This is a genomic window from Wolbachia endosymbiont (group A) of Lasioglossum morio, assembly GCF_947250585.1.
Taxonomy (GTDB): Bacteria; Pseudomonadota; Alphaproteobacteria; order Rickettsiales; family Anaplasmataceae; genus Wolbachia; species Wolbachia pipientis.
The window spans coordinates 55,392-73,418 of record NZ_OX366327.1 but is presented as its reverse complement, the minus strand read 5'-3'; the positions used below and the strand labels follow the sequence as shown (position 1 = coordinate 73,418).

Genomic DNA, 18,027 nt, shown 5'->3' with positions numbered 1-18,027 from the left:
TCTGTACAGAGAAGATAAATAAATAGCTTCAGTTTCATGATAAGGGGACTGGCGAAGGGTGTCAAGTAAGTTTTTTCGTTTCTATTCCCAATAAAAGTTTGTATGCAATAACACAGAAGCATGCACTGCTATTCCTTCATTTCTTCCAATATAACCTAATTTCTCTGCAGTGGTTGCTTTGATATTTACAAATTCATCATCAATTTCTAATGCTTTTGATATGAATTTCTTCATTTCTACTTTGTAAGGCGATATTTTAGGCTCTTCACAAACTATAGTAATATCTAAATTAGACACGCTGTACCCTTTTTCTCTTGCTTTTTTAGCAGCAAAGTCAAGAAAGTGAGATGAATTGCAATCTTTCCATTCAGAGGAACTAGGAGGAAAGTGCTCTCCTATGTCGCCACATCCCAGTGCTCCGAGTATTGCATCAACGATTGCATGTATTGCAACATCACCATCAGAGTGCGCTTCTATTGCCATGTTGTGTTCAATTTTCACACCGCAAATTTTTATAAAGCTTTCAGCACCATTTTGAACTTTAATGAACTTATGTATATCATAACCGGCTCCGACACGAAATTTTGGCTCTTCAAAAAGAAGCTTTGCCATATTGATATCCTCTTTTGTGGTTAACTTAAAATTGCTTTTCTCACCTTTAATAATCGCAACATGTTTTTTGTGCTCTACCATTAGTGATGAATCGTCAGTAAATTCTTTGACTGATTGATGGCATGATAATAATTCTTTGAAATTAAAAATTTGAGGGGTTTGTATGGCTCTGAGCTTTCCTCTTGAAATCGTAGATTCAATAAAACTATTACTCACCAATGACATAGTGTCTTCAACTTCTATTGCTGGAACTACTCCTGTATATTGATCATTAATCATAGATTCAACCAAGTTATCTATCAGAACATCTGACACAAAAGGCCTACAAGCATCGTGTATAACTACAAAATCTGGGTTAACTTTTTGTAAGCTTTCAAGCCCTAGTTTAACTGAACTTTGCCTGTTTTCTCCTCCGTATACAGGGCTTAGTAATTTAGTGTCTGTAATTAGTGATATAGCTTTCTCATAGAAACTTTCATGGTCTCTATTAATTGCTATTCTTATGTAATCTATATATTGGTTAGCCAGAAATCTTTTAATTGTATGAAATAAAACAGGTTTACCTGCCAGTTTTATATATTGCTTAGGAATCGTAGAATTGCATCTACTGCCTACTCCCGCTGCAACTATTAATGCTGCTATTTTGTATTTCTTAGCGCACATATTTCTTTTTGTAGAAGCTTTCCTCTCTATCCAAGATTCTTTCCGAAAAACAAAATTTCTGACATCATATAAAAGTTACTTCCCCTATTAACTAGCATAATTATAATAGCAAAAGAGATATTTAGAGAGCTCAAAATCTATCTTTGCCTGCGGATTAAACAACTAAATTTTAGTAAAAAACGATAGTATTACAAATCGTAAAATACTTTCAACATAGGAAAAATAAATTGCATATTTTTCAGTAAATTAGCTATGCTAAACACATGCAAAAACGTCATATAACTATTTGTTTCATACTGCTTTTTATAATAGGGATGTTATTCCTGATGCGTCCTATGATTTTTCCATGTTTAATATCTATTATTATTGCATATTTGTTTAATCCGCTAGTAGTCAAGTTTGAAAAGTATAGAATACCACGTTCATGTTCTGTAATTTTTATAATACTTATTTTATTAATAGCTTTTATACTAGTCATAACATTTGTTTTACCTATTATATATGTTCAAATTACTTCAATATTAAATTTCTTAGTGAGTAAAGTGCCTTCATTAAAGCTTAAAGTAATCCCCTCTGTATTAGAATTTCTTAATATGAAAATCGAGGATAGCTTATTTGATCATTTATCTAAAAATCTAGCAGAAAATTACAGCAACTATGTATCTTATTTCATGAATGCTCTTGATATTGCTAGTAACTTTATAATCCAAGTGTTAAGTTCAAGCTTTAACACGGTATCATTAATGGTGATTACTCCTGTAGTGTTTTTCTATATATTACGTGATTGGCCTTTAATTATAGAAAAAGCTAGTAAATTAATCCCTATTCCTTACAGAGGAAAAATTGCAGATTATTTTTCCAAAGTGGATTTCATTATATCTAATTATCTAAAGGGGCAGGTAAATGTATGTATTGTCATGATGGTCTTTTACTCTGTGAGTCTGAGCATAATTGGATTGGAACACTCTATTGTTATTGGAATTTTATCAGGAATGTTAACGTTCATACCTTACGTAGGGCCATTATTATATACCATTATTGGGTTTTTGAGCGCTATCACTCAATTTAGTGGATGGTTTGAAAGTGCTGCTGTTTTGCTATTATTTGGTGTTGGACAATTAATAGATTCAAATATATTAGTTCCTTTATTAATAGGAAAAAAAGTTCATATACATCCAACTGTAATTATTCTGGGAATTACTATATGCGCTTCATATTTTGGATTTACAGGTATATTACTTTTTATTCCAATAATAGCAATGTTCAATGTATCAGTAGAATATGCAATCAATAAATATTTTAAAAGTGAGCTTTATAAAAACGGCTAACAGACCTTTTGCATAATCAATTTATGGTAAGAGGAGAAATGAGCCCAGAATACCTGATACATTTGAGGAGCGTAAGTAAATTTCTGCGCAAAAATTACTACCAGAAAGAGGTTACGTAAGAGGTTCAACGTGCAATTAAATTTATTTAACAACAATCAAGCTGATTATAGCCGGCAAAATTACATCATCTTAGATGAAAATAAGCACGTATATAATTCGGTAGTTAATGATTTATCTTGGAAATGTCTGATTCTTTTTGGACCTAAAAGCTCCGGTAAAACTCATCTTGCTCATATTTGGCAATCAATAAACGATGCAATCTTTATCAATGTGAATAACTTCGTAAGCGAGATTAGGTATAGCGATGCTTTTATTTTAGAAGACGTACAAAACATTAAAGATGAAGCAATGTTATTACATTGTTACAATTACATGAAAGAAAACGACAAGAGGCTGCTAATCACTTCTTCAATTTCACCAAAAAAGCTTAACTTCAAACTAAGAGATTTAAGTTCTCGAATATTATCAACTATCAGCGTAAAAATTTTGCCTGCAAGCGAGGAATTATTAAGAATTATGCTAATAAAACGATTTTCAGATAAACAGTTAAAAATTGATTTAAAAGTGATTAATTATATTTTAGCAAGAATAGAACGTTCTTTCTATAGCATTGATAAAATTATAGAAAAGATAGATAATGAATCTATAGGGTCAAATGTGACCGTTCCTTTTATTAGCACTTTATTAAAAAAAGATGCCATTTGATTTCTTCTTTTGTAAAGGTGTATATTAAAAATTTATTAACACCCATAACACTAACGTAATTGGAATCTCTATCTGTCCATGTTAGAATTACAATCAATGTTATGTTATAATAAATATAGATAGATACAGCTAAGAAGTATTCTATAGCTCTTTTTACAATAATCCGAACAGACCGTAATATGCTACTGGCCTGCTATAGCCATAAACACATATCTTATCGCATTCGGACTATTATAAGAAAGGCTATATATTTATAGTAGAGCTCACTTTATAAGGTGTTTTTTATAGATTTAACGTTATAATTTAACTATGATAAGAGTAAGATTAAATTTAAGAAAAAGGTTAAAGCAAAAGTTTGTGATGTTCACTCTATTGATAAATGCTTTATTTGTCTCATATTTTCTCATAAGAAACACAGGGAACACTTCTAATCAAATTATAGCCAAAGAAATAAATATAGGAACTGATAATGAAAAATAAACAGTCGCAAAATAAAAAAGAAAATCTTTACATAACATATTACATAGATGCTTTAGCTTCAGAGAGGTCCGCTGCACAAAATACTCTGGAAAGTTATCGTTCGGATTTACACCAGTTTGAAGAATTTTTATTGGAAAGCGGCACTACCTTGGTTGGTGTAAACAAAACCAATATTAAAGATTATGTGAAATCTTTATGTACACAAAAAAAATATAAAAGTAGCTCTATATCAAGAAAAATATCCGCTATGAAAAATTTTTACAAGTGTCTATTTAATGACGGAATAATAGATTTTAATCCAGCGCCGGCTAATGATGCTGAATTAAAGAATCCAAAAGTTTCTCGTCCTTTGCCTAAGTATTTAAGTGTCGAAGAAATATTTTTGCTAATGGACACAGTGAGAAAATCAGCAAGCGAATCGAATAAAGAGATAAGCAGTAAAAGGCTATGTGCGATTTTAGATATCCTTTACTCTTCTGGAATGCGTGTTTCTGAACTAATTAGTATGAAATTATGTGAAGTGTCACATTTAATAAACAGTAATAACAAAGAATGCTATATAATAATAAAAGGAAAAAGTGGTAGAGAGAGGCAAATTCTTTTTAATGAACAAGCATTGCAGAGCCTTAGAAATTATTTATCAGTTCGTGATAATCTGATCTCTAAAGAAAAGGAATCCGATTGGCTATTCCCAGGTGATAAACCTAATAAACCAATTACAAGGCAGAGGGTCGGTCAATTAATGAAGGAGTTGGCAAGAAAATGCAATATTGATGAAAATAAGATCTCTCCACACGTGATTAGGCATTCTTTTGCTACCCATCTACTAAATAGCGGAGCAAATATTGTGTTGATACAGAAAGTTCTTGGCCATACTAACCTTTCTACAACACAAATATATACTCATATTGCTAACGAAAAGTTAAAGGACAAATTAGCTGATTCGCATCCTATTACTCAGATGATCAATAATTAAATTTATTGTTTTTAATTTGTAATAAAGTTAAATTTAAATAAATTTATGTGAGTTTGTGATTTCAAGTTTATTGTTTAATTTCTTTCTTATATTATGGGAGGTATTCTATACTTTCATTACTCTCCCTGTAATTTTCTTTTCTGAGTGTGTAATAACCATTTTCCTCGTCTGTTCGGTGAGAGTTGTATTATTCATGCTGCGTTTATTATGTGGCATTAAATATGAAGTGAGGGGAATGGAAAACATCCCTAAGCAACCTTTTATCATTGCATCTAAACACCAATCTCCATTTGAAACATTTATTTTTATACTACTATTTAGAAAAGCGGTTTTTATTTTAAAACGTGAATTGAAATGGATTCCATTCATTGGTTTGCATCTTATAGCGCTGAAAATGATTTTTATTAACCGTTCAGATGGTATCAGTTCTATACGCCATATAATCAAACTAGCAAAAATGCGTATAAAAGAAAATAGAAGCATAATAATATTTCCTGAAGGTACAAGAACAACTATAAACCAAAATATAAAATATCAACCAGGTATTGCTGCTTTATATAGCGTATTATCTGTTCCTGTGTTACCGGTTGCTTTAAACACTGGTTTGTTTTGGCCAAAAAGCATACTTTCTCTGAGAAAGAATCCCGGAAAGGCAGTAATAGAAATATTGCCCCCAATATATCCTGGGTTAAACAAAAATGAATTCTTGCAAAGTTTAGAAAAAATTATTGAAGAGAGAAGCAGTAGATTAACCATAGGAAAAACTGATATTGCAAATTAACAAAAAAACTTTATAATTAAAAGAAAAGTACAGTATTTTAGGTATTAATATATGGCAAATCATAAGAGTGCTAAAAAAATGATAAAGGTAATAGCAAAGCGCACTTTAATAAATAAGATGCGGAAAAGTAAAACTCGCACCTCTATTAGAAAATTGGTTGATATAATCAAGTCTGGCGACAAAGAAAATGTTGTTCTGGCATTTCGGAATGCTGAATCTAATTTACACAAGTGTGTGAATAAAGGTGTTATTCATAGGAATACTGCTGCGCGTAAAATAAGTCGCTTAAATGCAAAAGTAAAAGCATTGATGACCGCTTAATACGGTTAATGTAAAGTTAACTGTATTAATATATACTCCTCAGTTTGTATATTCTGTATAAAATTTAAGTAGCTTAAGTGATGGATAAAAAAGTGCTATTAGAACTAAGTAATGGATTAAAAATCGAGCTACCTGTATTAAGCGGAACAACAGGTCCTGATGTGTTAAATATCAAGGATTTATATAAGATGACAGGATTATTCACTTACGATCCAGGGTTTGTTTCTACAGCTTCATGCTCTTCTACAATTACATTCATTGATGGAGATGAAGGAGTTCTTAAATATAGGGGACATAATATAGCTGATTTGGCAGAGAATAATAATTTTACTGCTGTGATTTATTTATTGCTCTATGGTGAATTACCCAGTTCAGAGCAACACAAAAAATTTCTTCTCAAAATACAAAAATTATCCAAAGTATCAGAGCAAGTTACAAATGTAATCAAAGCATTTCCAAAGACTGCTCACCCTATGTCGATTTTAATTGCATGTTTTGCAAGTTTGTCAGCATCTTACCATGAAAAGCATGGCAACAATGTCAATGGTGAAGACCTAGATTTTGGAATTTCTGCAATAGCGCAAGTTTCCACAATTATTGCAATGATTTATAGGCATATCAATAATCAGGAATTCATAAATGCTAACAATGAATTAAGTTACAGTGAAAATTTCTTAAAGATGATATTTGGCGATGCTGTTGATAATGATAAAAGCGCCCTTTTTGCAAAAGCTCTGGATAAAATATTTACTCTCCATGCTGATCATGAACAGAATGCTTCTACGGCGGCTGTCAGATTGGTGGGATCGGCTGGTTCTAATCTGTTTGCAAGCCTCTCTGCAGGAGTTGCTACACTTTGGGGACCAGCACATGGTGGAGCTAATGAGACAGTTATAAATATGCTAAAAGAGATAGAGCAAAGTGGAGATATAGATAAATTCATCGAAAAAGCTAAAGATGATAAAGATCCATTTAAATTGATGGGATTTGGACATCGTGTTTATAAAAATTATGATCCGCGCGCGCGTATATTGAAAGGCGCTTGCCATGAGGTTCTAAGTAAACTAGAACAAAATAATGAACTGCTTAAAATTGCAAAAAAACTTGAAGAAATAGCTTTAAAGGATGAATATTTTATCGTGCGTAAGTTATATCCAAATGTTGATTTTTACTCAGGTATAATAATGAATGCTATTGATATCCCCTCAAATATGTTCACGCCTATTTTTGCACTTGCAAGAACCACTGGTTGGGTTACTCAGTGGTATGAAATGATAAATGATAAAGAAACTAAGATCTGTAGACCAAGGCAACTCTATTTTGGTAAATAAATTTATTTTCACTTCATTAGACTTCTTGCATAACCCAAACTAAGTAGAAAAAAGGTGTCATCCGAGTAGCTGACACTGGTTCCTTTACGACGGAAGTGTCCAGAGGTGTCATTCCAGTCTGGAATCCAGAAAAAAGGATGGTGTCATTCCGTATCCGTTCAGCCAATGGCGTCAACTTAAGAACTTTCATTAGCAAACTCTCCTAAAGACATGATGGCGTTTAGGCTTATCTACTTTATTGCGGCTGTCCCGGTCGGATTTTAACTTTAGCGCGTATACTTAAAAAGGGCTTGAAAGTTTTTTGGCGCAATAAGTACCTGATAGAGTTTCTGCCTCATTACACCAAATAAAATTGAAAAATTTAAACGATACTCAGTAATTTGATCTGGGTTCCAAGGCCATTGTGCATCACACATATGAAGCGATAATATATTGCACATGACCAAGTTTGCCCAAAATTCTTGTAATACAGCCTCTCCAGAAAAATTCTCTAACTCTGCTCCTACTTTGAGTCGTTTCCTCTATGTGCCACCTTAACACATAAGCTTTGCTCCAAAGTCTCGGTCAAAAACTCTGTTTCTCAGTTGGCTAATGTCAGCACTATAACTCTTACTTTCTGTCCTTTCATTTTATTTTTTAGCTTTTCATTTTCTAATATAAAATCAAAATCTAATTCGCCAGCGTTCCCATAGCTTACTATAATTTCTTTTTTGCAAGCGAAAAATAAAATCTACTTCCAAATCATAATGCTGCTGAATGAATTTTACTGAAGACGATCATAGATAAATAATAATTTCTCTTGATTTAATAAACGCATTTGAGTGATAACTTCGGGTAATTGCTCTGCCGCCAACGTTTGTTCACCTATATTCCAAGCTGCAAGACGAGCACTGCAAATCAATGAAGTACACAAATCAACAAACAAATTGCCAATGGTGCCTGTTGTTCCATTTGGTTCAAACTCGGATACAATTTCCCCAGAGCTGGGTAATCTCATACCAGAACCATCTGCTGCAATAAGTCTATAGCCTCTCCAACTCAGGTTCATCCTGATAGGCTGTTTGGATGCTTAAATTCTTGAAAGCCTGTATGGCAAATCTTATATCTTGCTTTAGAAAAAGCTTGCTTTGAGGGTACATGTCAATGGCTCCATAAGTTCACATTCTATTCCCAAACTTTTTTTAACTAACTTTAAAATCATAGAAAATACTGTCGAAAAAGCTTGTTCGTGTAAAACTCAACACAATGGATTTTCTGAAAAGTTTTCGAGTATATTATATTTTTAATTTGTAGAATAAGGTTTTTTCCTTTTTGCATATTTCACCTAAAAAGGACACATTTTAGACTTCTTTGTTGAAATAAAACAGAAACAAAAGTGCTGTTTATTGCAGCTTTTGGGTAATTTAATGGTAAAAATTTTAGAGAGAAATTTTATACACAATCTCTGACATTTTTCCTTAAGTTGACGCCATTGTCTGAACGGATACAACTTAATTTTTAATCTGCAGGAGTCAAGTTGAGAATGTCCAATTTTCCACTTTCTTTATAGCATGACATACTTCAGCGCCTCTTGCTCCTCTTGAAGTCCTATGGGTTCACCACTTATGTGTAAATTAATCGTTAATGTTGTACACGTTCTTTTCTTTTTCTACTCTCTCTTGCTCTTCAATACAATATATAGCAAGCGGATTAGCTTTAAGTCTTTCGACTCCTATTTCTTCTCCTGTTCCATCGCAGTAACCATAAGTGCCTAATTTTATTTTTTCTAACGCCTCCTTAATTTTTTCTTTTCTATCTTTTCGACGCTTGATTAATTCCTCGTTTCCACTATCTCCATCAGAATAGTATGTATCAATACTATTCTCTTCTAGTTCTTGTTTCTCCAGCTCAGCGAGTATTGACTGTAACTTTAAGCTGAAGTATTCCAGTTGTTTTACGCTCATATATTCTTCATCTTCTGAAGGAGTGTAATCTTCTGGTGACTTTATTTTTGGTAACTTTTCCATAATTGCATTATCAAAAAAATAATAAAACCTATATAATTTATGAACAAAAAATTATACTACCTCAAAGTAAACACTATAATTTATAATAAACATTTAAAAGCCTAGTATGATCGACTCAGTAAAAAAATTAGTAATAGATGATAAGAACTTTACCTATATAGTATGTATTTTTATCATAATGTTAAGTTTATCTTCATTTACACTTAAAAACAACAATAAACAAGAAGTTATGTTAACATTAACATGGATATGTGCTACATTTGTTTTGCAGATTTCTACAAATAATTTGTTTACATCTGATTATCATGATGGAATATTAGAGCAAATCTTTGTACAGCCACTCTCTTCTAGGCTTATAGTTGCTTATAAAATTTTCGCTCACTGGTTATTATTTGGGTTACCGATTTCAGTAATTTCTTCCATATTCAGCTTTGCAATTCTAGGCAATAGTATTGAACACTCAATAGCAGTTGGAGTGTCTTTATTATTTAATACGCTGATAATCACTAATATTTCAGCTACTGGAAATGCATTGATGATTGGTCAAAACAACTTAGCATCAGGAGTATCGCAAATTCTTGTTTTGCCAATGATAATGCCAACCTTTGTGTATTTTAAAATGCTAACTCAATTTGAAAATTTATCCTTGAATATTTATACACTACTAATCACCATCTTAGTTTTTGTTATTTTGATTGTTAACAGCACCATAACTACTCACATGGCACTAAAATTTGCTGTGGAACAGGATTGAAAAATCTTACTGTTATTCAGTAGACTTCTTGCATAACCTAGAAAAAAGGCAAATAGTTATTATAGATTTAGGTTTATCGACAATTTGAAAAACCTTCATTTCAGCATCCTTCCCTGTCATCCAAGTAGCCCTTCGTTGTCATCCCAGTGTCAAAAACTGGGATAACAGCTAACCTGACAACCGTCATCCCGCTACTTGTTAGCGGCTAAGAGATACCGTGACGGTATGACGGTTCGCGGTGGCATGACGATAAGCCTCATCATCCCGCTACTTGTTAGCGCCGCGGCGGTATGAAGATTCGCAGCGGCATGACGAGAAAGGGGCTACTTGGATGATACCTTTTTTCTACTTAGTTTGGGTTATGCAAGAAGTCTATTCCTTCATAAGGAGAAGTAGTTAAAGGAATTTACTCTATTTCTCCCTCTTTTTTTATTATTTTTAATCTATAGTTAACGTAAAAGAGATATGCAAAAACTCTATTGATCCATAGTCTGCAAATTATTAATAACACTTACTTTAAAGAACCTCACTTTACGCTGATCTTTGAGCGCTCTTCTGTGGTATTTTGTAAGAGTATAACTTGTGAAATCGTCTTCCCTATAGATTAAAGAGTTACACTGCTTTATATGTGATGCTATCCACTCTGCATAGTCCTGATGATCGGTTGCAATGAATATTTCCCCTGTTATAAGTATTTTTTTTGCTAATAAATTTAAAAATTCCGTATTAATTAATCGTCTTTTATTGTGACTTCTTTTTGGCCATGGATCTGGAAAGAGAATAAAGAATCTTTCAACACTGTTATCAGGAAAATTTGCAATCAATTCTCTTGCATCTTCTGTCCACATTAAAATATTTTTTATGTTCTGTATTTCTATGTTTGTCAGCAAGCGAGAAACCCCCTTTAAGTAGGGCTCACATCCTATAAATAATAGATCAGGTTCATTGAGCACCTGGTAAAGCATATTTTCACCGTTGCCAAAGCCTATTTCTACCCATATTCTTTTTTGTGAATTTACAATCTTCTCTATAGATTCCTTGCTGTTTTGAATAGAATATTTTTCCAATATTTCATCAACATCAGGTTTTAGCCTGGACCTTCTGGAGAACGATCTAATCCACTTGCTATTCTTAAATAGCATATTCTTGATACATATATAATTTTCTCACTATATTTTATATAGCTTAAACAATTCTCGAAATGAGTTAATGAAAAATTACTTGTCAATAATTGTTAATATTATATAATATATGAGTTCTAATAAAGTTTAAGTTAAAGGTATGAATAATAATAATCCAGTCGTAAATCTACCGGTTACTATCAGAAAGCTATCATCAAACAAATTTATAGAAGAGATATGTCAAGGCCAATTTGAGGATCAAGATAATACCTTGTTTGAAGATTCTTTTGTTAACAAAATTAAAGAAGGAGATGTGGTAGAAGGTGTAATTACAAGAATAAACCCTAACGACGTTGTGGTTGATATTGGTTTAAAATCTGACGGGAGAATTCTGATCAAGGAACTCGGTTGTAATGATGAGGTCATTATTGGCTCGAAAATCAGAGTTTATGTGGAAAGAATTGAAGATTATCATGGTAATGTTGTTCTTAGTCGTGAAAAAGCAATTAGGGACGAAAAATGGAATAAGTTGGAAGAAGATACAGTTACAAGGGCTGAAGTAAGCGGAGTTATTAAACGCTCAATTAAATGTGGCTTTATTGTTGATCTTGGTGACGGAATAAGCGCTTTTTTACCGCTGAGTCATGTGGATTTGAAGCAAGTAAAAGATGCGAAGCACCTTATTGAAACTGAACAAAAGTTCATCGTGCTTAAAATGGATAAGAAGCAGGGCAATATTGTAGTATCAAGAAAGCTGGTGTTAGAAAAATTGCACGCTGGTGAAAAAATTAAATTTTTAGAATCTTTAAATGAAGGCGATATAATAGAAGGGAAAATAAAAAGTATCACTCATTACGGTGTATTTGTCGGTATTCATGAATCAGATGTAGTGGGAGTTATAGATGGATTGTTACATATTACAGATATCTCTTGGAGTAGGGTAAGTCATCCGTCTGCAGTTTTTACTTGTGGTCAGACTATAAAAGTTAAAATTATAAAAATAGATAAGGAAAATGCTAAAATTTCCTTGGGTGTGAAGCAGCTAGAAGATAGCCCTTGGCAAGATGCAGAGTCAAAATATCCAGTTGATAGTGTGCATAAGGGTTATGTAACAAGCATAGAAGATTATGGATTATTTGTTGAGCTTAGACCTGGAATTGAAGGTTTAGTGCACTCGTCAGAAATAACTTGGGTTAAGAGTAATTTACCAGTTAGTAGTCTCGTAACAAGGGGACAAGAAGTATATGTAAAAATTCTCAGTATTGACATTGCTAAGAGTAGGATGAGTTTAAGCATGAAAAGGTGTGTAGACAACCCTTGGCAAGTATTTATCAATAAATATCCTCCTGGTTCTATTGTTTCTGGTGAAGTGAAGAATAATACCGGCTCATATGTATCTGTTGCTTTCGGTGATTCTGAAATAGATGAGAACGTAGAAGGAACAATATATGTGAAAGATTTTAGTTGGTCTAAAAATGGTTCAGATGAGATAAAGAAGTATAATGTAGGTGATAAAATAGAAGCAAAAGTAATAAGGGCTAACGTGAATCGGGCAAGAATTTATCTTGGAATAAAACAAATAGAGTATGATCCTCTTGAAGAACTGATAAAGAAAGTTAAGGTAGGTGATAAAATACAGGTTATTGTAGGTAAGAGAGAAGATAATGGACTAGTCGTTGAAGTTGAGAACGATGTAACCCTTCTAATAGATCAAGAGCATTTACCAGAGAATAAAAAATTCTCTATATCAGAAAAAATAGAAGTTGAAGTATTGGGTGTTGAAGAATATAACATAGCATTATCTGCTAAGTGATAAGGTTTACTTATTTTGGCTTCATATAAATGGCAACAAAGTCTGATATAATAGCGAGGGTAGCAAAAAGACATCCTTTTTTAGATAAGATTGTTATAGCAGCTATAGTTGATAGATTTTTTGGGATACTTTCAAACACATTGAAACATCATAATAGAGTCGAAATTAGGGGATTTGGTTCTTTTTCAGTTAGAAGTTATAACTTGAAAGAAGCAAGCCATTTAATGTTACAGAAGTTTACAAAGAATCAATACTTTAAAACATATTTTCGTAGCAGTAAAAAATTGTCTGATTTGGTAAATGAATAAAAACTTATACCATAAATAAGATAAAAGTGGGAATTTAAGTTTATATTGTACAGTAAAAATTTTTAGCATCATATGCAAGTAGTAGAAATAGTTATACGTAATAACACATACAAAATATCTTGCGAAAGTGGGAAGAAGAGCCATTTATTACGCCTTGCTAATAGTTTTGACAAGCTAGTTGGTTCTGTATCTCAAAAAATTGGAGGTAAGGGTTCGGATGCATTAAATTTCTTACTTGCAGCACTAATTCTTGAGGATAAAATTTTAGAATTAACAAAGCGATTAGATGAAGTAAATCAAGAGCGCGAAAAGTATAGAAACGAGAAAAGAATAGAATATACTGAGGTACTAGATAAGGTAAATAAGATTATCACTAATCTTGAGTGCATAAAGGATTAGCTTCAATAAAGCAAGCAATTAAATTGACTATCTGACTATTCAAGCCAGGGGGGAGGTTTGTCTTACGAGTTATGTAACAATATAATTCGTAATCATCAAGATCAACTATTTTTTCGTATTCGATTAGTTCGCTTAAGGAAAATTTATCAAGATATTTCAATGCGAAATGCCCTAAAAGTATATCGGTTTCTTTGCAACCCCTATGCCAGCTTCTATATATTAATTTTCTTCTGAGTAGTGAGGTATCTGTCATTACAATTAAACTTTTTTTAATTTAAAAGTTAAACTAAATACTTGTCAAGCGAGGCGCATTTTAATATACTTAACATTTTGTTAAGATCTAAATATACAGGTGGAATTAATTTCTAATCTTATCCATCAATTTAGCGATGGAATATATTATTTTTTATCATTTTCTTTAATAATTTCTGTCATAGTATTCGTGCATGAATATGGGCATTATGTTGTTGCCAAAGCATGCAAAGTTAAAGTTGAATCTTTTTCCATAGGTTTTGGTCCTGAAATTTTTGGTTTTAACGATAAGTCTGGAACTAGATGGAAATTAAGCGTTGTTCCATTGGGTGGTTATGTTAAAATGCTAGGAGATACTAATGCAGCGAGTGTCCCAGCTGATCAACAAGAATTAACGGAAGAAGAAAAATTGTATTCATTTCATACAAAACCGCGTCATAAAAAAGCAGCAGTAGTTTTTGCAGGGCCTTTTGCAAACATGGTATTTGCTGTTATAGCTTTTACAATATTTTTTAGCATAGCAGGTTATTATCGCACTCCACCGGTGATTGAAAATGTAATCGAAGGTAGTGCAGCTAAGCAAGCTGGTTTGTTGCCAGGTGACACTATTACACAAATCAATGAGCATAAAATAAAATACTTTGAAGATATTTCACGTGTGATAATGTCGAATCCTAAAACAAGAATGGAGATTGAGTATAGCAGAAATAATGAGAAGCACAGGACCAGTTTAACTCCATTAATAATCAAGGACAAAGACGTTTTTGGCAACACAATAGAAAGAGAAACTATAGGGATTATTTCAGTCAATACATTAAAGCAGTCGTCTTTTCTTGGGGCTGTGAGCTTATCAGTAAGTGAAACTTACCACACTATGTGCTTAACGATCAAAGCTCTCTTTCACATTATTGTTGGTAAAAGGAGTATCAATGAAATAGGTGGACCAATAAAAATCGCAAAATATTCAGGACAATCAGCTAAAAAGGGATTTATTATGGTTCTATATTTTATGGCAATCATTTCAGCTAATTTAGCTGCAATTAACTTGCTGCCAATACCACTGCTAGATGGTGGGCATTTATTTCATTATATCATAGAAGCGGTTATACGTAGGGATTTAAGCTTGAAATGTCAAAAATATGCAGCTATTTTTGGTGCTTTAGTGTTGTTTTTGCTTATGGCAACTGGAATGTCAAATGATATTAGGGATCTTTTTTGAAATAAAATATGAAAAAGCTATTTTATATACTGGTAGTGGTTTTTATTTCTTTTCCTGCCCTGCTTGTTGCTTTAGGAACTGCGGAAAAAGTGCAGGTGAAAGATGTCAAATGTATTGGTAATGAGAGGGTAAGCAACCAGACAATAGGGTTCTATATAAAACTAAAATCTGGTGATTATATAAACGACGATGATATAGACTCAATTATAAAAGATCTATATAAAACAAAGTTATTTGCTAGTGTTAATGCTTACATAGATGATAAAAAAAATTTGGTAATAAAAATTCAAGAAAATCCACTAATTAACAAGATAATATTAAAGGGTAATAAGTTATTTAATAGCAAAGAGTTACTAAATAATGTGATTCAGTCAAAATCGCTAACTATTTTCACTGAAACAAAATTGCAAAACGATTTAATGAATTTAATCACTACTTATAGAAATAACGGTAAGGTTGGCGTTAAAATTGAATATGAGTTGGAGAAGCTCGATAGTAATAGGGTCAATCTAATTTTCAAAATAAAAGAAGGCAAAACCTCTAAAATTAAGGATATAAGATTTATAGGCAATAAAAACTTTTCTGAAAATGAGCTAGAGCAAGTTATTAAAAGACATAGTAATGACATATTTAGTAAGTTATTTAGAGCCATTTTTAAAGGCGAAAATCATTATTCACCGCAATATCTATTGATTAACACAGAATTGCTCGATCGTTTTTATTCGTCTAAGGGATATATTCAAAATAATATTCAACCAATTGTTGAGGTTGATAATAACAATCAAACAGAGTTAACTTTTTTGATTGACGAAGGACAGCAGTATTTGTTTGGAAATAATGAGGTTAATATTGAAACTGAAATTCAGGATTTGAGCCTAAAAGAAGAAATATTGGATTTTATAACAGAGGAAAACGATAAGATATTTAATAGAGTTAAAATTAATAATACAGTAGAAAAAATAAACAAATATTTAAATGAAAAAGGATACATATTTGCAAAAGTTAATCCAGAGTATGCACAACGTGACAACGTTGTAGATGTAACCTACAGAGTGCTGCCGGGTAAAAAGATTTATATAAATCAAATTACAATTGATGGTAACGATCGCACTTTAGATAAAGTGATCAGAAGTAAGCTAAGTGTAGCAGAAGGTGATGCGTACAATATATCTGAGATTCAAAAGTCACGTAAAAAACTAATGAGTAGTGATTTTTTTGAAACAGTGAAAGTAAATAGTTACGCAGTTAATGATAATGCAGTAAATCTTGACTTAAGTGTTAAAGAAAAAAACACTACTTCGTTGTATTTGGGAGGAGGTGTGTCTCTTCCTGGTGGAGCATTGATTAAAATTGACCTCAAAGACCGTAATTTATTTGGTACTGGAAAAGAGCTCTCTTTTGCTCTTGAAAAAAGTCAATACGTATTTTCTACTGATTTAGAGTTTGTTGAAAATAATTTTAACGATTCTGATACGTCACTAGGCATGGGTGTATTTTATGAAAAACAAGATAAACCAAACACTACTTTTGATAGTTGCGATATGGGATTTTTTACAAAGTTATCATATAAAGTCACAGAGAACTTAACTAATTCCCTTCGCTATTCTTATAAGTATAATCATATACACATGGATAATAAGGGTGGACAAGACACCGATATCTCTGAAATAATACTGGACCGAAAAGGTAAACATCAGATTTCATCAGTGGGATACACGTTGGCATATAATAAACTGGATAATCTATATGCTCCAAAAGAAGGGTATTTACTGCGCTTAAGTCAGGATATTTCAGGATTGGGAGGAAACGTGAATTTCCTAAAATCTGAATTCTTATCTTTTTATACGCACCCTATATTAAGCAAAATTGACGATGATATAACGCTACGCTTTAAGATGGCGGCAGGTCATATTTTTTCTTATACTGATGAAAATCTAAACATTGGCCAGCACTTTTTTAAAGGGGGTAATGAGATTAGAGGGTTTGACCTTTCCGGTATTGGACCAAGAGCAGAAGACAAAAATAAAAGCTCATTAGGAGGCAAAACTTATTTTAATCTAACACAGCAAGTGGATTTTCCTCTACCAAAACTATATGACTATGCTGGTATCAAAGGCTCACTATTTGTTGACTATGCAACACTTTTTGGCTTAGATGATAAAAATAAGAAGTATGAAGGGAAATACTACGATAGCAAGCTTGTGAGAGTGTCACCAGGTTTTGGCTTTTCAATGCTTTCTCCTTTTGGTAGACTTAGATTGGATTTCGGGTTTCCTTTAGTAAAGGAATCTTATGATATAATACCATCACCAAATGTTAAATTTTCTATTGAAGCGGGGATTTGAATGAAATATATACAGTTATTTATATCAGTTATTGCCTTAATTATTTCCTTATTTGTGGGGTATAAGTTTGTAGGATATCAACCTCAGAACACAAAAGCTGCAATTATCGATAGTGACAAAGTCATCAATGAATCTCTTGCTCTGCAAAATATACAACAACAAATAAAGGAGCAGAATTCTAGATTACAACAAGAATTTGAAAGTGAGTTAGAAAAACTTAAGCCATCAAAAGAAGAATTTGAACTTTTGTCAGAAGAAGCAAAAAAAGAAAAGACAGAACAGTTTAATAAGCACACTGTAAATACTAGAGATAATTACGCTAAAAAAATGTTACATTTAGAAGAAAGCTATAGAGACGCAGTAGAGAGTGTTTTTAACAAGATAAAAGAAGTCGCTAAAAAAACGGCAGAAAAAAACAACATAGATTTGGTACTATTTATTTCAAAAAAGAACCAAGTTTTATACTCCATGGATGAAGTTGATTTATCAGATGTGGTATTAAACAATATAAACAAGAAAATACCTGAATTTGCTTTGAAAGGCATTGAGTAGG

Annotated in this window: 18 protein-coding genes and 1 pseudogene; 14 read left to right on the top strand and 5 right to left on the bottom strand. The window is 32.3% G+C overall.

The genetic code is table 11. The features are described 5' to 3' along the window. Window positions 1–81: 81 nt before the first annotated feature. Window positions 82–1,275 carry a bifunctional 2-C-methyl-D-erythritol 4-phosphate cytidylyltransferase/2-C-methyl-D-erythritol 2,4-cyclodiphosphate synthase gene (locus OOK89_RS00355; protein ID WP_264719028.1) on the bottom strand — a complete coding sequence of 398 codons (1,194 nt, stop codon included), beginning with the start codon at window positions 1,273–1,275 and terminating at the stop codon, window positions 82–84. A 263-nt stretch (window positions 1,276–1,538) separates the two neighbouring features. Here OOK89_RS00355 and OOK89_RS00350 point away from each other — a divergent pair, with 263 nt between their 5' ends. From OOK89_RS00350 to OOK89_RS00320, 7 genes are all read left to right on the top strand, one after another. Further along, entirely contained in the window at window positions 1,539–2,603 is a 1,065-nt protein-coding gene (locus tag OOK89_RS00350; RefSeq protein ID WP_151808091.1) for an AI-2E family transporter, read from the top strand. 129 nt (window positions 2,604–2,732) lie between these two features. After that, entirely contained in the window at window positions 2,733–3,368 is a 636-nt protein-coding gene (locus OOK89_RS00345) for a DnaA ATPase domain-containing protein (protein WP_006280257.1), read from the top strand. Between the two features lie 309 nt (window positions 3,369–3,677). Beyond that, window positions 3,678–3,848, top strand: coding sequence for a hypothetical protein (locus OOK89_RS00340; RefSeq protein WP_007549057.1), 171 nt, complete (start codon window positions 3,678–3,680; stop codon window positions 3,846–3,848). Then, the gene (locus tag OOK89_RS00335; protein WP_151808093.1) at window positions 3,838–4,824 is read left to right on the top strand and encodes a tyrosine recombinase; all 987 of its coding nucleotides are present in this window, start codon (window positions 3,838–3,840) and stop codon (window positions 4,822–4,824) included. The genes OOK89_RS00340 and OOK89_RS00335 overlap by 11 nt, the downstream gene beginning before the upstream one ends. 193 nt (window positions 4,825–5,017) lie before the next feature. Further along, window positions 5,018–5,605 (top strand): lysophospholipid acyltransferase family protein, encoded by a 588-nt coding sequence (locus OOK89_RS00330; protein ID WP_010081980.1) that lies wholly within the window; start codon window positions 5,018–5,020, stop codon window positions 5,603–5,605. A 51-nt stretch (window positions 5,606–5,656) separates the two neighbouring features. Beyond that, the gene (rpsT, locus tag OOK89_RS00325) at window positions 5,657–5,926 is read left to right on the top strand and encodes a 30S ribosomal protein S20 (protein ID WP_012673338.1); all 270 of its coding nucleotides are present in this window, start codon (window positions 5,657–5,659) and stop codon (window positions 5,924–5,926) included. Between the two features lie 80 nt (window positions 5,927–6,006). Further along, entirely contained in the window at window positions 6,007–7,257 is a 1,251-nt protein-coding gene (locus OOK89_RS00320) for a citrate synthase (protein ID WP_264719294.1), read from the top strand. Window positions 7,258–7,446: 189 nt separating this feature from the next. Here OOK89_RS00320 and OOK89_RS00315 read toward each other — a convergent pair. Continuing rightward, window positions 7,447–8,574 (bottom strand): annotated as a pseudogene (locus OOK89_RS00315) (transposase). 296 nt (window positions 8,575–8,870) lie between these two features. Continuing rightward, window positions 8,871–9,263 carry a TraR/DksA family transcriptional regulator gene (locus OOK89_RS00310; protein WP_064124828.1) on the bottom strand — a complete coding sequence of 131 codons (393 nt, stop codon included), beginning with the start codon at window positions 9,261–9,263 and terminating at the stop codon, window positions 8,871–8,873. A 106-nt stretch (window positions 9,264–9,369) separates the two neighbouring features. Here OOK89_RS00310 and OOK89_RS00305 point away from each other — a divergent pair, with 106 nt between their 5' ends. Further along, window positions 9,370–10,017: a heme exporter protein CcmB gene (locus OOK89_RS00305; protein ID WP_010963039.1), complete on the top strand. Its 648-nt coding sequence runs from the start codon at window positions 9,370–9,372 to the stop codon at window positions 10,015–10,017. A gap of 476 nt (window positions 10,018–10,493) precedes the next feature. Here the strand turns inward: OOK89_RS00305 and trmB are convergent, their stop codons facing one another. Continuing rightward, window positions 10,494–11,159 (bottom strand): tRNA (guanosine(46)-N7)-methyltransferase TrmB, encoded by a 666-nt coding sequence (trmB, locus tag OOK89_RS00300; protein WP_012673367.1) that lies wholly within the window; start codon window positions 11,157–11,159, stop codon window positions 10,494–10,496. A gap of 139 nt (window positions 11,160–11,298) precedes the next feature. On the opposite strand from trmB, the gene OOK89_RS00295 reads away from it, so the two are divergent. The 3 genes from OOK89_RS00295 to OOK89_RS00285 all read left to right on the top strand — a co-directional run bounded on the left by OOK89_RS00295 (window position 11,299) and on the right by OOK89_RS00285 (window position 13,658). Beyond that, window positions 11,299–12,951 (top strand): 30S ribosomal protein S1, encoded by a 1,653-nt coding sequence (locus OOK89_RS00295; RefSeq protein ID WP_012673366.1) that lies wholly within the window; start codon window positions 11,299–11,301, stop codon window positions 12,949–12,951. Window positions 12,952–12,980: 29 nt separating this feature from the next. Then, window positions 12,981–13,259, top strand: coding sequence for an HU family DNA-binding protein (locus OOK89_RS00290; RefSeq protein ID WP_151808013.1), 279 nt, complete (start codon window positions 12,981–12,983; stop codon window positions 13,257–13,259). Window positions 13,260–13,331: 72 nt separating this feature from the next. Further along, window positions 13,332–13,658, top strand: coding sequence for a cell division protein ZapA (locus OOK89_RS00285; RefSeq protein ID WP_151808012.1), 327 nt, complete (start codon window positions 13,332–13,334; stop codon window positions 13,656–13,658). On the opposite strand, the gene OOK89_RS00280 is transcribed toward OOK89_RS00285, so the two are convergent. Then, complete coding sequence (locus OOK89_RS00280) at window positions 13,633–13,911, bottom strand: FAD assembly factor SdhE (RefSeq protein WP_006279484.1); 279 nt, start codon at window positions 13,909–13,911, stop codon at window positions 13,633–13,635. The two genes, OOK89_RS00285 and OOK89_RS00280, sit on opposite strands and share 26 nt — an antisense overlap. Before the next feature lie 99 nt (window positions 13,912–14,010). Here OOK89_RS00280 and rseP point away from each other — a divergent pair, with 99 nt between their 5' ends. From rseP to OOK89_RS00265, 3 genes are read left to right on the top strand one after another with little or no spacing between them, the layout of a single operon-like run. Then, window positions 14,011–15,129 carry an RIP metalloprotease RseP gene (rseP, locus tag OOK89_RS00275; protein WP_264707283.1) on the top strand — a complete coding sequence of 373 codons (1,119 nt, stop codon included), beginning with the start codon at window positions 14,011–14,013 and terminating at the stop codon, window positions 15,127–15,129. A gap of 8 nt (window positions 15,130–15,137) precedes the next feature. Continuing rightward, window positions 15,138–17,474, top strand: a complete 2,337-nt coding sequence (gene bamA / locus OOK89_RS00270) for an outer membrane protein assembly factor BamA (RefSeq protein WP_264719027.1) — start codon at window positions 15,138–15,140, stop codon at window positions 17,472–17,474. Beyond that, window positions 17,475–18,026, top strand: coding sequence for an OmpH family outer membrane protein (locus OOK89_RS00265; protein WP_077188197.1), 552 nt, complete (start codon window positions 17,475–17,477; stop codon window positions 18,024–18,026). The last annotated feature ends 1 nt before the right edge of the window (window position 18,027 follow it).